The organism is Mesorhizobium zhangyense, from assembly GCF_011045115.1.
Taxonomy (GTDB): domain Bacteria; phylum Pseudomonadota; class Alphaproteobacteria; order Rhizobiales; family Rhizobiaceae; genus Mesorhizobium_M; species Mesorhizobium_M zhangyense.
This window is the reverse complement of the sequence record NZ_JAAKZG010000003.1, coordinates 237,089-251,016: the sequence shown is the minus strand read 5'-3', so window position 1 is coordinate 251,016 and position 13,928 is coordinate 237,089. Positions and strand designations below refer to the sequence as shown.

The following is a 13,928-nucleotide window of genomic DNA, read 5'->3' as shown; positions in this document are numbered from 1 at the left end:
CAGGCCGGTGACAGTTTGACGGCGAAGGAGGGGAAGGCGCCAGCGCTCACCTCCCCCTTGAGGGGAGGTCGGCGAGCGTAGCGAGGCGGGTGGGGTCGGTTCATGCCGAACTCGGCGCAAAAGAACGTCGAGCACTGCCGCGGCGACCCCACCCGCCGCTACGCGGCGACCTCCCCTCAAGGGGGAGGTGGACGTCGCGCCCGCCTCACACCGTCCCAAACCCTCCCGGCGTCGGCGTGGTCACGATGACGGCTTCGCCGGGCTCGAGCACCGTCTGGTCGCAGGCCTTCAGCATCTCGACCGTTCCATCATTGCGGCGCACCTTGGTGGAGCCGACCTGGCCGTCGCCGCCGCCATTCACGCCGCGCGGTGGTGCGGCGCGATGGCTCGACAGGATCGCGCATTCCATCTTTTCGAGGAAGCGGATGGTGCGTTTGGTGCCGTCGCCTGCGTTCCACTTGCCCTTGCCGCCGGTGCCTTCGCGAATATGAAAATCCTCGAGCAGAACCGGGAAGCGCAGTTCGAGGATTTCGGGGTCGGTCAGCCGCGAATTGGTCATATGGGTGTGGACGCCTGACGTGCCGGCAAACCCGCGGCCATTGTTCATCTGGCCGGCCGGCGAGCCGGAGCAGATCGTCTCGTAATATTGGTACTTCTTGTTGCCATAGGTCAGGTTGTTCATCGTGCCCTGCGCGTTGGCCAGCGCGCCCATGGCGCCGAAAATCGCGTTGGTGACGTGTTGCGAGGTCTCGACATTGCCGGCCACGACGGCGGCCGGATAACTCGGGCGCAGCATGCAGCCATCGGGAATGATGATGTTGATGGGCCGCAGGCAGCCGGCATTCATCGGGATCATGTCCTCGACCATGACGCGGAAGGCATAAAGCACGGCAGCCCGCGCCACGGGTTCCGGCGCATTGAAATTGTTCTTCATCACCGGTGAGGTGCCGGTGAAGTCGACGGTCGCCTCGCGCTTGTCGCGGTCCACGGTGATTTTCACCTTGATGACCTGGCCGGTGTCGGTCGGATATTCATATTCCGAACTGTCCGGCAGGCGCTCCAGCACGCGGCGCACGCTTTCAGCGGCGTTGTCCTGGACATGGCCCATATAGGCTTCGACCACGTCGAGCCCGAAATGCGCGACCATCTTGCGCAACTCGGCCACGCCCTTCTCGTTGGCGGCAATCTGCGCCTTCAGGTCGGCGATATTCTGGTGCGGATTGCGGGCCGGATAGGGGTGGTCGGTCAGCAGATGCTCCAGTTCGGCCTCGCGGAATCTGCCGCGTTCGACGAGCCGGAAATTGTCGATCAGAATGCCTTCTTCGTCGACCGTTGTTGCCAGCGGCGTCATCGAGCCGGGCGCCGTGCCGCCAACATCGGCGTGATGGCCGCGCGAGGCGGAATAGAAAAGAATTTCCTTGCCGGCGTCGTCAAACACCGGCGTCACCACCGTGATATCCGGCAGATGCGTGCCGCCATTATAAGGAGCGTTCAGCGCGAACACGTCGCCGGGGTGGATGTCACCCTCGTTGAGGCGGATGATCGTCTCGACCGAGCGGTCCATCGAGCCGAGATGCACCGGCATATGCGGCGCGTTGGCGACCAGCGCGCCGGTGCGGTCGAAGACGGCGCAGGAGAAATCCAGCCGCTCCTTGATGTTGACCGAATAGGCGGTGTTCTGCAGCGTGACGCCCATCTGCTCGGCGATCGACATGAAGAGGTTGTTGAACACCTCCAGCATCACCGGATCCGCCTCCGTGCCGAGGGCCGCTTGCCGGCGCTTTTTGCTCGTGCGGCGTATCACGACGTGGTTCTGGTTGGTGATTTCCGCCCGCCAGCCCGGTTCGACGACGATGGTCTGATGGCTTTCGATGATCAGCGCCGGGCCGGCAACCAGGTTCGAAGGGCGCAAGTCTTCGCGGCGGTAGATGCCCGCCTCGTGCCATTGGCCTTCGGTGTAGAGGCGGCGGCTCTCCGAGGATTTGGCCTCTACCTTGGTAAGCCCTGCAGGCGCATAGGCTTCCGCCATGCCTTGTCGGGCGGTGTCGGTGCCCTCGACGCCGACGGCCTCAACGATCATCGGCTTATTTTCGTAGACGAAGCCGAACTGCGCCTTGTGCGCAGCCTCAAAGTCGCTGACAGCTTGCGCCACCGAACCAGCTTCGAAATTGACCGGCAGGGCGGTATCGGTGCCGTCGTAACGGACATGCAGCACGGGCCGCCACGCGACGTTTTTCTCAGTGATGCCCTGATTGGCGAGTTCGGCAAGCGTGTCCTTACGCAGGGCCGCGATCATCTCATTGATCGAGCCGAGTGACTCTTCGGTGAGCGGCTTCAACAGCGCCTGCTGGCGCGAGGCGAAGACCGAGGACAGGCCGATGCCATAGGCCGAAAGCAGGCCGGAGAAGGGGTGGATCAGCACCGCCTCCATGCCCAGCGCATCGGCCACCAGGCAGGCATGCTGGCCGCCGGCGCCGCCGAAGCAGTTGAGCAGATATTCGGTCACGTCATAGCCGCGCTGGACGGAAATCTTCTTGATGGCGTTGGCCATGTTCTCGACGGCGATGGTGACGAAGCCTTCGGCAACCGCTTCCGGGCTGCGGCCGTCGCCGATCTCGGCGGCAAGCGCCCCGAATTTCTGGCGGACCACGTCGGTATCCAGCGGCTGGTCCTGATCGCGCCCGAAGATCGCCGGGAAGAAATCGGGCTGCAGCTTGCCGAGCATGACATTGGCGTCGGTGACGGCGAGCGGCCCGCCACGGCGATAACAGGCAGGCCCGGGATTGGCGCCAGCCGAATCCGGACCGGCACGGAAGCGGCCTGCCTCGAAATGCAGGATCGATCCGCCGCCGGCAGCAACTGTGTGAATGCGCATCATCGGCGCGCGCACGCGCACGCCGGCAACCTCGGTGTCGAAAGCGCGCTCATACTCGCCGTCGTAATGTGCGACATCGGTCGAGGTGCCGCCCATGTCGAAGCCGATGACTTTTTCGAAGCCGGCGATTTTTGCCGTCTCGACCATGCCGACCACGCCGCCGGCTGGACCGGACAAAAGCGCGTCCTTGCCCTGGAACATGTTTGCGGCGGTGAGCCCGCCGGAGGACATCATGAACATCAGGCGGGGCGTTTCCCTCCCCCTCGAGGGGAGGGTGGCGACGAAGTCGCCGGGTGGGGTCGTCGCGGCAGTGCTCGACGTTACTTTGAGCCGAGCGCTGCCTTGACCAACCCCCTCTGTCGCCTTTGGCGACATCTCCCCCTCAAGGGGGGAGATTGGCGCGGTGCTGATCCCCAACTCCCCCGCCACCCGGCTGACATAACGTGACAGGATCGGCGACAGATAAGCGTCCACCACTGTCGTATCACCCCGCCCAACCAGCTTCACCAGTGGCGAAACCTCGTGGCTGACGGAGACCTGGCTGAAGCCGATCTTGCGGCAGACCTTTGCCACGACTTGCTCGTGCTCGAGGAATTTCCAGGCATGCATGAAAACGATGGCGACGGCGTCGATGCCGTCGGCCTTCGCCTGCTCGATCAAGGGTTTGACCTCCGCAATGTCGAGCAGCCGCTCCACTGTGCCGTCGGCGCGGACACGCTCCTCGACTTCGATGACGCGCTCATAGAGTTGTTCGGGGAGAATAATCTCCTTGGCGAAGATGTCGGGGCGGGCCTGATAGGCAATGCGCAGCGCATCGCGAAAACCCTTGGTGATGAGCAGCAGGACGCGGTCGCCCTTGCGTTCCAGCAGCGCATTGGTGGCGACCGTCGTGCCCATCTTGATGTCGCCGATGCGATCCGACGGAACCGGCTCGCCGGACTTGACGTCAAGAAGATCGCGAATGCCCTGGATGGCGGCGTCGCTATAGGCTTCGGGATTTTCGGAGAGGAGCTTGCGCGGATGCAGCCCGCCTTCCGGGTCGCGGCCGATGACATCGGTGAATGTGCCGCCGCGATCGATCCAGAAATCCCACGTCTTGGCGTTCATTCGAGCATCTCCCGGCAAGCGATCTTGGATATCAGGGCCATGACTGCTATACAGCAGAACGAAGCCATTTCGTCAATGTTTTGTCGATAAAATGTAAATGAGGTTATGCGCTGATGACTGAAACGAAACCTCTCGTCGGTCCGATCGTGGCGGCTGCGCATCTGGCTGATGGCGGTATGCCGGCGCTTTCGGAGATGGAATTTGCGCTGACGGTGCTAGGCAACGGCTTCCAGCGCTGGATGGTGCGCTGCATGGGGGCGGCCGGACTGCAGGGCCTCGCGCCGCTCGATGTGCTCATTTTGCATGCCACCAACCACCGGGGCCGCGAAAAGACGCTGGCCGACATCTGCATGATGTACAACATCGAAGATACTCATGTGGTGGCCTATGCGCTGAAGAAGCTGGAAGGGTTCGGGCTGATCGAGACCGGGCGGCGCGGCAAGGAAAAGACCGTCAAGGTGACGGAAGAGGGCGCTGCCGCATGTCAGCGCTATCGCGAAGTGCGCGAGGCGCTGCTGGTTTCGAGCATTAAAGGGCTGAAATTCGATGACGCTGAAGTCAGCGGCATTGCAGCGCTCATGCGCGCATTATCCGGGCAATACGATCAGGCGGCGCGGGGTGCGGCGAGTCTGTAGGCACGGAAAGTCTATTTGCCGAAGTGCTAAAGTGTTCCGGCAATTGACGAAATGTTTCTTCGTGTCAGCGTAAGTGACGCAACCCAAACAATAGTTTGCACATTTTGAACACGACCGTCTGATAAATCAGGCGTTGTTTGTGAAGGAGAGATATTATGAAGAAGCTTATTCTTGCGTCAGTTTCCGCCGTCGCGCTTTTCGGTATTGCCGCGTGCAGCGACAGCTCCGACAGCACGACGACGCAGAGCACCACACCGCCCGCCACGACCGAACCGGCAACGCCGCCGGCAGCGGCTCCCGCACCTGATGCGGGCACGGGTACGAGCGGTACGACCACTCCGCCTGCCGCGCCTGCGCAGTAACCAACTGAGTACGCGTAAATCAGAGTAGGGCGGCTCAGGCTGCTGTGAAAGGCCGGGGAAACCCGGCCTTTCCTTTTGTCGCAACCTTCGGATTCTGCCTCGCCAAGAAAGCCGTTTCACCTTAAGAAGCGGCTTATGTCGATTTGGGCCAGCATAGGCGACTTCATCAACCGCGTTTCCGCTTCCGCAGCATCCGGCATCGCCGATGTGGTCGAGGCGGTGCGTACGGTGTTCGAGGGCGATGCCGAACTGCGCCGCCGCGTATCTTTTTCGGTGGCGATGATCGCGCTATCGGCCAAGATGGCGAAAGCCGACGGCGTGGTGACGCAGGACGAAATCCGCGCCTTTCGCGAGATTTTCGAGATTCCGCCGAAGGAAGCGCACAATGTCGCGCGGCTTTACGATCTCGCCAAGCAGGATGTCGCAGGTTTTGAGGTCTATGCCCAGCGCATGGCCGGGCTTTGTGGCTCGGGCCATCAGAACTGCGCAATGCTGGAAGATATCCTCGATGGATTGTTCCACATAGCCAAGTCGGACGGTCTGCTGCATGAGCGCGAGAGCCTGTTTCTGAAGCGCGTTTCGGAGATTTTCCGAATCGAGGAGGCGCATTATCAAACCATCCTGTCGCGGCATCTCGATCTCGGTGATGCCGACCCTTACGTCGTCCTCGGCATCGAGCGCGGAAAGCCTTTCAAGGATGTGCGCAAGCATTATCTCACGCTGGTCGCCAACAACCATCCGGACAAGCTGATCGGCCGTGGTTTGCCCGAGGAGTTTATCAAGATCGCCACGACGCGCGTCGCTGCGATAAACGCCGCCTACGATATGATCGAGCGTGGAGCGCGCGCCGCATGAGCGGATTTCCGCCCGATCATCCCGGCGCCGAGATCCGCGTATCACCGAATTTCACGCCGCGCCGTGGCACCAACCGGCCGGACATGATCATTCTCCACTACACCGGGATGGCGACGGGCGAGGCGGCCGAGGCCTGGCTGTGCGATCCAGCCAGCGAGGTGTCGTCGCATTATCTGGTGCACGAGGATGGTCGCATCGTTCAGATGGTGCGCGAAAGCGATCGCGCCTGGCACGCCGGCAAGAGTTCCTGGCGCGGCGAGACCGATATCAACTCCTGGTCGGTCGGAATCGAGATCGTCAATCCTGGCCACACGCTCGGCTACAAAGCGTTTCCGAAGAGGCAGATTGAGGCGGTTATCGGGCTTTGTGGTGGAATTTCCGGGCGCCACGGCATCGTGCCGGAAAGAATTTTAGCGCATTCTGATGTGGCACCGGGTCGCAAGGTGGACCCCGGCGAAAAATTTCCGTGGCGAATTCTGGCACAGTCAGGCGTTGGTCATTTCGTAGAGCCCGCCCGCACGCGCAAGGGCTTGAGCCTGAAGTCCGGGGATGAGGGTGTTGCTGTCGAGCAGCTGCAATCGATGCTCGCGCTATTTGGCTATGGGATTGAAATCACTGGAATTTTCGACCTTTCGACGGAAATAGTGGTCGCTGCGTTCCAGCGCCACTTTCGCGTCAGCAGGGTAGATGGCGTTGCCGACCCGGCCACCGTTGAAACACTGCGCCGCCTGCTGTCCAAACTGCCGGCCCGTTCCACCTGAAGTATACCGGCGATAGAGCTGGCGTTACAAAGTGTAACCTAAAGTTACTTTGCCGGCCTTCATTGCCGCCAAATCGACCGGCAAACCCATCGCCGTGCAGATGGTGAAGATGTCCCCAAGATAGCTTGCCGTTGAGTAAGGGTTTGCTGCGTGATTTCTTCGCGCGGCCAATAAACAGATTAGGTAATCATGAAGAAACTGACCGTTCTCACGGCAGCTTTTGCTGCCGGCTTGATAGGCTTTGCCGCGAATGCGGAGGCCGCTTCCACAAGAAAAGATGAAAATGTCGTCGTCGTGCCTTCGGTCAAGGGAAAGGCGAACGTCAAGGTCGCGGACGCGAAAGTCTCGAAGCCCGACGTGAAGAAGACTACGAGCGTTAAGAAGACGACTGGCGTGAAGAAGGCCAAGGCTCACAAGAGTGGTTCGAAGGTCAGGCAGGTGGTCATGAAGAGCCGCAAGAGCGGCAAGAAGACCGAGATCGACATGACGCAGACCGCTTCGATCGGCAAGAAGGGCGCGAGCACCCAGAAATACGCCGGCACGCAGTATAGCAGCATCGTTGCCCGTTACGCCGCAACCTATGGCGTGCCGGTGTCGCTCGCCCACGCCGTCATCCGCGTCGAAAGCAATTACAACCCGAATGCGCGCGGCAGCGCCGGCGAAATCGGGCTGATGCAGATCAAGCCCTCGACGGCCCGCATGATGGGCTACAGCGGCGGCACTGCCGGATTGTTCAATCCCGAGACCAACATCAAGTTCGGCATGAAGTATCTGGCCATGGCCCATTCGCTGGGCGGCGGCACCACCTGCGGCACGGTTCTGAAGTACAATGCCGGCCATGCCGCCACCCGCATGAACCCCGTTTCGTCGGCCTATTGCAGCAAGGTGAAGCAGCAGCTGGCCATGAACTGAGAGGCCGCCTGCTAACTCTACCCTGACGGTCATCTGACGCGGCAGGGCGAGTTATCAAACGACCTCTGAGCACCATTGCGGTGGAATGCATGAAGCCTGCTTGAAAAAGCAGGCTTTTTCATTTGCCTTTTCGGGCGCGAACCCCTTTATACGCATTGCCAGCCGGCCGGGCGGCCGCACCAGCGAGAGCCGAAAGGCTGCGGGTGAGGAAAGTCCGGGCTCCATGGAAACACGGTGCCGGATAACGACCGGCGGGGGCGACCCCAGGGAAAGTGCCACAGAAAGCAAACCGCCGCGCTTTGCGCGGTAAGGGTGAAAGGGTGGGGTAAGAGCCCACCGCGCGACTGGCAACAGGAGCGGCAAGGTAAACCCCACCGGGAGCAAAACCGAATAGGGATGGTATGAGGGGGAAACCTCTCAGGGCTGTTTCCGGCCCCGCCATCCGGGTAGGTTGCATGAGGCGCATGGCAACATGCGTCCAAGACGAATGGTCGCCACGTTTTTGCGCCGCAAGGCACAAGGGCCATACAAAACCCGGCTTATAGGCCGGCTGGCATTTTAACTTAAACTCTTCCGTTTCAGCGGCTTGCGAGATTTTTTAGGTGCGTCGATTCATCGAGTTCGCGCGATGAATCGGTTTGTCTTGCTGATGGTACTTCTTGAAAATGGTACGATTTAATCGTACCATTTTGGTCAAAGGAGATGCGCCATGGGACATGTCGACAAGCGTAGCATCACGCTCTCGCCGGAACTCGCGGCGAGTGTCGATGACGCCGTTGCGGCGGGCGAATACGCGTCAGCCAGCGAAGTCATCCGCGATGCACTGCGCCAGTGGAAGGAGCGTCGTGACCTGTTCGGTTATTCGATCGAAGAGTTGCGGGCGTTAATCCAGGAGGGGATTGATAGCGGGCCGGGAATTGACGGACCTTCCTTCATGAATGATCTCATCTCAAAGCATGAGAGGACTGCAGGCGGCGATAAGTCCTGATGAGTTATCGTCTTGCGCCAGAAGCCCAGGCAGATATTGAAGCGATCGCCAACTATATCGGCGAGCTGAATCCTCAGGCTGCAGTCAAGCTGCTCAGGCGTTTCGTAGATCAATGGGAACTTCTTGCAACGCAGCCTTATTCAGGTGCCGGTCGAGAAGACGTCCTGCCGGGTATCCGGCACTTGGTCATGGGTACGTACATCGCATTTTATCGTGTTGACGACGGCCATGTGTTGATCCTCCGCATTCTCCACGGCAAACGCGATATCACCGCCGACGATCTTGAAGCCTAGCCGATTTTCAGCCGCTCACTTTATCCAGCGAAGCCTTGATCGCCATCCAAAGCTCCTCCACCGGCTCGCAGCCTATCGCAATGCGCACAAAGCCCGGTGGCACCGCGTCGCCGCGCTTGTTGCGGCGTTCGGCCGAGGTATGGACGCTGCCGAAGGAGGTGGCCGCCTGCATCAGAGTGCAGCCATTGATGAAATCCTCGGCCTGATCCTCCGAAGCAAGCACGATGCTGACCAGAAAGCCGAAGCGTTCCATCTGGGCGCGGGCGAGATTGTGCGAAGCATCGCCTTCCAGCCCCGGAAAGCGCACGAGTTTTACTGCCGGATGCGCCTTCAGGCGTCGCGCAATCAGCTCGGCGGACGAGCACATGCGGTCGAACCGCACTTCCAGCGTTTCGAGGCCGCGATGCACCAGCCACGCATCGAACGGGCTCGGAATGCTGCCGGAGGTCTGGCGCCAGTCCTTGATGGCGGTGATGATATCGGCGTCGCGGCTGGCGACATGGCCGAACAGGGCGTCGGAATGGCCGTTCGGCGCCTTGGTGTCGGCTGCCACGACGATATCCGCGCCGAGGTCGAGCGGGCGCTGGCCGTAGGGCGTCATGGTGGTGTTGTCGGCGACGAGGATCGCGCCGGCCGCGTGAACGGCTTCTGCAACCGCGGTGATATCGCAGATGTCGAGTGTCGGGTTTGATGGCGTCTCGACGAAGACCAGCCGATAGCCTGCAAATCCGCCATCGAGGAAGGTCGCGGTGGACCGGACATCCAGTTCGACGCCGAGCTTGCCGAGGAACCTGTCGGCAAGAATGCGGGTTGTGTGATAGCCGTCGGCAGGCAGGAGAATGCGGTCGCCGGATTTGAGCAACGCAAAGAATACTGCTGCGATCGCTGCCATGCCGGAGGGGAAGGCGACGCTGGGCGCGTCTTCCAGATGGGTAAGTAGTTCCTCGACTGCATCCCAGGTCGGATTGGAAAAGCGGCCATATTGATGAAAGCCGGTCGAATCACCGGGCGCATGAAACGTTGCCGACATCGTCAGCGGCAGGGGGACCGGCTCGCCGCGTTCGAGCTTTCTGCCGCGCAGATGGGCAAGTGTTGCGGCGCGCGATTGGCTGTTTTCGGACATGTTTTTGCTGCGCTTTCCAGAGTTTTGCGGTTCGTCGCAACGCTATGTCGATCGCTTGGCGCGGGCAAGGTGAGTGGTGCTGGGCCAGACACTTCTAAACGGTTCGTTAGGCTTAATGGACGATAAAGGTGGCAATGCCGTCAAAGCCGCCGAAAGCGGCGGCGTGGCAGTCGTTGTGTAGCCCGCTCCCGTTGACGCCCATATTGGCCCATGCTATCCCATTCGGACAATCAAGACTTCGTTCCAGTCCCGAGTGAAGCGTTCCCCAAGCGAGCAGTCGCGGCGGTCGCGCGGGGCGATCTTTTAGCATTCGAAAGCAGGGATCCGGGTGCGAAGGCACCGCGTTGCGACAACGCGGGGGACAAGATGGCAAGCGACGCGACGGGGGCGGCTGTATCAATTGATGGACCGGTTTCTGTCCAATGCGGTGAACAGGATCGATGCCAAGGGCCGGGTCTCGGTTCCGGCGCACTTCCGTTCGGTCGTGCAGAAGCGCGGTTACTCGGAACTCTATGCCCTGCGTGCACTGGATATTCCGGCGCTGGATGTCGGCGGGCTCGATCTTCTGGATCGCTACGAGCAGCGCATCGCGCAGGAAGACCCATTCCTTCAAACTGCGGACGACATGTCCTTCTTCTGTCATGGCGACGGGATGTTCCTGAAACTGGATCAGGACGGCCGCATAACGGTCTCGGATTTCATGCGCGAGCACACCGGCATCTCCTCGGAGGTGGTGTTCGTGGGTCGTGGCAATTTCTTCCAGATGTGGGAACCGGAACGCCTGCGCGCCTATGGCGCGGAAGTGCGGGCGCGGCTCTTGAAGCTTCGGCAGGGGGCGGGCGCAAAGCCGGTGGAGGAGACGGAATGATGACGAGCGATGGTGATGACGATCATGCCGTTGGCGGATCGGCTCCCCACATTCCGGTTCTGCTCGATGAGGTGATCGCAGCACTGGCTCTGAAGGCCGGCGACAGGGTCGTCGATGGCACTTTCGGCGCCGGTGGTTATACGAAGGCAATTCTGGCGCAGGGTGCGAATGTCGTCGCGGTGGATCGCGATCCTGATGCGATTGCCGCCGGGCGGGAGCTGGAAGCGCAATCGGGCGGCCGCCTGCAACTGGTGCACGGGCCGTTCTCGCAGCTTGACGATTATGCGCAGGGCGTTGATGGCGTCGTGCTCGATATCGGCGTTTCCTCGATGCAGCTCGACCAGGCCGAGCGCGGCTTTTCCTTCCGCTTCGACGGGCCGCTCGACATGCGCATGGCGCAGGCCGGTCTCAGTGCTGCCGATGTCGTCAACCGCTTCAAGTCGGGCGATCTTGCCCGCATCTTTGGCTTTCTCGGCGAGGAGCGTCATGCGGGACGCATCGCGCGCATGATCGAGAAGCGTCGTGCCGTACGCTTTTTTGAGCGCACGCGCGATCTGGCCGAGTCGATCGCCGATCATGTCGGGCGCAATCCGAAGGACAAGATCCATCCGGCGACGCGCGTCTTCCAGGCGCTGCGCATTTACGTCAATGACGAGCTTGGCGAACTGGCGCGCGCGCTGTTTGCCGCCGAGCGGGCGCTGAAGCCCGGCGGTCGGCTGGTCGTCGTGACTTTCCATTCGCTTGAGGATCGCATCGTCAAGCGCTTCATCGTCAATCGTTCCGGCAGCGCTGCCGGCTCGCGTTACATGCCTGAAACGCAGGTCAAGGTCGCTACCTTCGAAAAATCGGGTGGTGCGGTTGGACCTTCCGAAGCCGAGATTGAAGCAAATCCCCGCGCACGTTCCGCCAAGCTGCGTGCCGCGATCCGCACGGAAGCGCCGGCGCGTTCCGACGATCTTTCGATCTTCGGCCTGCCCAAACTCCCAGAAATCCGGCTTGAGAGGTAAGAGTATCATGTTCCGCACAAGCGACATCGTTCTCATCGCGGTCATGGTTTCGGCAGCCGCCTTCACCTACAAGACCAAGCATGATGCGGAAACCCAGCTCGACGCCGCGCGCAAGATCGAGCAGCAGATACGCTTCGAGGAAGACTCCATCGATCTGCTGAAGGCCGACTGGAGCCTGCTGACCCAGCCCGCCCGCCTGCAGAAGCTGTCGGAATTGTACCAGTCCCAGCTTCAGCTTCAGCCGGTGGAAGGTCGTCAGATCGTCAGCCTGGACGATCTGCCGGCGCGTCCCGTCGACATACCGGATTTCTCGACGCAGCGGCTCGGCGGCATGGCCGACAGCGGAACCGACAAGACCGTGACGGGGGCGGTGACTCAATGAAGAAGTTCTGGCGCAAGCGTATCTCGAAGGCTGAATCCTCAACGGCGTCGATCGTCGTCGACGGCGCGCGCAAGGCGACAGGCGGACGGTCGAAAAACCGCGTGGTCATGACCATGGCGGTGTTCCTGGGCATATACGCAACCATCGCCGGACGGCTCGTCTATCTCGGCTTCCAGGACCCGGAAGCTTCGGGTGGTCCCGTCTCGCGGGTCACCGCGTCGCGGCCCGATATCGTCGACCGCAACGGCGAAATTCTCGCCACCGACATCAAGACGGCTTCGCTGTTTGCCGAACCCCGCCGCATCGTCGATGCCGACGAGGTGATCGAGAAGCTCCAGACCGTGTTGCCCGACATCGAGGTCGAGCAGACCTACAACAAGCTGAAGAGCGGCACCGGCTTTGTCTGGCTGAAGCGCCAGCTTTCGCCCAAGCAGCAGAACGACATCATGCAGCTCGGCTTGCCGGGCATCGGTTTCCGCACGGAAAAGCGGCGCTTCTATCCGGGCGGCCCGACCGCCTCGCACATTCTTGGCCTGACCAATATCGATAATCAGGGCATCGCCGGAATGGAGAAGTATATCGACGATCAGGGCCTTGCCGACTTGCAGGCCTCGGGTCTGGCAGTCCCGAAGGACCTGAAGCCGGTGCGGCTTTCGATCGATCTTCGTGTGCAGCATATCGTGCGCGACGAGGTCTCCCGCGCGATGGAAAAATTTCACGCCATTGCGGCTGGTGCGGTCGTTCTCAACGCCAAGACCGGCGAAGTTCTGGCCATGGCGTCCGTGCCCGACTTCGACCCGAACAATCCCTACAACGCGCTCGACAAGGATCACCTGAACCGCATGTCGGCAGGCACTTACGAGATGGGCTCGACCATCAAGAGCTTCACTACCGCGATGGCGCTGGATTCGGGCAAGGTGACGCTCAACAGCACCTTCGACGCGCGCCGGCCGATCACCATCGGCCGCCAGACGATCCGCGATTTTCATGGCAAGGGCCGCATTCTGACCGTGCCGGAAGTGTTCATCTATTCGTCGAACATCGGCTCGGCCCGCGAGGCTGACGTGGTCGGCATCGAGGGACACCGTGAGTTCCTGAAGCGCATCGGCCTTCTCGACCGCATGAAAACCGAACTTCCGGAAGTGGCGCGCCCGTCCGAGCCGAAAGTCTGGAAGAAGGTGCATTCGATCACCATCGCCTTCGGCCACGGCATGTCGACGACCCCGTTGCAGACGGCTGTCGGCGCCGCTGCACTAATGAATGGCGGCCTGCTGTTCGAGCCGACATTCCTGCCACGCACGCAGGCGCAGGCCGACGCCGTGGCCACGCGGGTGATAAAGGAGAAGACCGGCGAGGATATGCGCTATCTCTACCGTTTGAACGCGACCGCGCCCGGCGGCTCCGGCAAGCGCGCTGCAGTCCCCGGCTATCGCGTCGGCGGCAAGACCGGCACCGCCGAAAAGGTCGTGAACGGCCGTTACTCTTCGACTGTCCGGTTCAACGCTTTCGTCGCGGCCTTCCCGATGGAAGACCCGCAATACATCGTGCTCAGCATTATCGATGAACCGAAGCCCGAAAAGCCCGGCGCGGGCGCGACGGCGGGGTTCAATGCGGCACCTATCGTGTCGAATATCATCAGGCGTTCTGCTTCCTTTCTTGGCGTACAGCCAGATTTCGGCCATGAAACTGAAGCTAAGCTGGTTTCGTACCAATGATTCTCGAGGCGCGCCGGCAAAGCGCGCCATTTGTTTATGACGAAC

Annotated in this window: 13 protein-coding genes and 1 other RNA gene; 12 read left to right on the top strand and 2 right to left on the bottom strand. The window is 61.2% G+C overall.

Annotation, left to right across the window (positions count from 1 at the left end; all coding sequences use genetic code 11):
• Window positions 1-205: 205 nt before the first annotated feature.
• A complete protein-coding gene (locus G6N74_RS08040; RefSeq protein WP_165116142.1) occupies window positions 206-3,982 on the bottom strand; it encodes a hydantoinase B/oxoprolinase family protein in 3,777 nt (1,258 codons plus the stop codon).
• A gap of 113 nt (window positions 3,983-4,095) precedes the next feature.
• Here G6N74_RS08040 and G6N74_RS08035 point away from each other — a divergent pair, with 113 nt between their 5' ends.
• From G6N74_RS08035 to G6N74_RS08000, 8 genes are all read left to right on the top strand, one after another.
• Window positions 4,096-4,617, top strand: a complete 522-nt coding sequence (locus G6N74_RS08035; protein WP_165116140.1) for a winged helix DNA-binding protein — start codon at window positions 4,096-4,098, stop codon at window positions 4,615-4,617.
• Window positions 4,618-4,772: 155 nt separating this feature from the next.
• Entirely contained in the window at window positions 4,773-4,979 is a 207-nt protein-coding gene (locus G6N74_RS08030) for a hypothetical protein (protein ID WP_165116138.1), read from the top strand.
• 135 nt (window positions 4,980-5,114) lie between these two features.
• Entirely contained in the window at window positions 5,115-5,834 is a 720-nt protein-coding gene (locus tag G6N74_RS08025; protein ID WP_165116136.1) for a J domain-containing protein, read from the top strand.
• Window positions 5,831-6,595 (top strand): N-acetylmuramoyl-L-alanine amidase, encoded by a 765-nt coding sequence (locus G6N74_RS08020; protein WP_165116134.1) that lies wholly within the window; start codon window positions 5,831-5,833, stop codon window positions 6,593-6,595. Before G6N74_RS08025 ends, G6N74_RS08020 begins: the two co-directional genes overlap by 4 nt.
• A gap of 189 nt (window positions 6,596-6,784) precedes the next feature.
• A complete protein-coding gene (locus tag G6N74_RS08015) occupies window positions 6,785-7,507 on the top strand; it encodes a transglycosylase SLT domain-containing protein (RefSeq protein ID WP_165116132.1) in 723 nt (240 codons plus the stop codon).
• Between the two features lie 158 nt (window positions 7,508-7,665).
• Window positions 7,666-8,065: RNase P RNA component class A (gene rnpB, locus G6N74_RS08010), an RNA gene on the top strand.
• A 151-nt stretch (window positions 8,066-8,216) separates the two neighbouring features.
• Window positions 8,217-8,495: a type II toxin-antitoxin system ParD family antitoxin gene (locus tag G6N74_RS08005; RefSeq protein WP_165116130.1), complete on the top strand. Its 279-nt coding sequence runs from the start codon at window positions 8,217-8,219 to the stop codon at window positions 8,493-8,495.
• On the top strand, window positions 8,495-8,788 hold the full coding sequence (locus G6N74_RS08000; RefSeq protein WP_165116128.1) for a type II toxin-antitoxin system RelE/ParE family toxin: 294 nt from the start codon (window positions 8,495-8,497) through the stop codon (window positions 8,786-8,788). Before G6N74_RS08005 ends, G6N74_RS08000 begins: the two co-directional genes overlap by 1 nt.
• Before the next feature lie 7 nt (window positions 8,789-8,795).
• Here the strand turns inward: G6N74_RS08000 and G6N74_RS07995 are convergent, their stop codons facing one another.
• Window positions 8,796-9,911, bottom strand: a complete 1,116-nt coding sequence (locus G6N74_RS07995; protein ID WP_165116126.1) for a cystathionine gamma-lyase — start codon at window positions 9,909-9,911, stop codon at window positions 8,796-8,798.
• 403 nt (window positions 9,912-10,314) lie between these two features.
• Here G6N74_RS07995 and mraZ point away from each other — a divergent pair, with 403 nt between their 5' ends.
• The 4 genes from mraZ to G6N74_RS07975 are packed head-to-tail and all read left to right on the top strand — an operon-like array spanning window position 10,315 to window position 13,883.
• Window positions 10,315-10,779, top strand: a complete 465-nt coding sequence (mraZ, locus tag G6N74_RS07990) for a division/cell wall cluster transcriptional repressor MraZ (protein ID WP_165116124.1) — start codon at window positions 10,315-10,317, stop codon at window positions 10,777-10,779.
• Window positions 10,776-11,786 (top strand): 16S rRNA (cytosine(1402)-N(4))-methyltransferase RsmH, encoded by a 1,011-nt coding sequence (gene rsmH, locus G6N74_RS07985; protein WP_165116122.1) that lies wholly within the window; start codon window positions 10,776-10,778, stop codon window positions 11,784-11,786. Before mraZ ends, rsmH begins: the two co-directional genes overlap by 4 nt.
• Window positions 11,787-11,793: 7 nt before the next feature.
• Window positions 11,794-12,168: a cell division protein FtsL gene (gene ftsL / locus G6N74_RS07980; protein WP_165116120.1), complete on the top strand. Its 375-nt coding sequence runs from the start codon at window positions 11,794-11,796 to the stop codon at window positions 12,166-12,168.
• Window positions 12,165-13,883: a peptidoglycan D,D-transpeptidase FtsI family protein gene (locus G6N74_RS07975; RefSeq protein ID WP_165116118.1), complete on the top strand. Its 1,719-nt coding sequence runs from the start codon at window positions 12,165-12,167 to the stop codon at window positions 13,881-13,883. Before ftsL ends, G6N74_RS07975 begins: the two co-directional genes overlap by 4 nt.
• The last annotated feature ends 45 nt before the right edge of the window (window positions 13,884-13,928 follow it).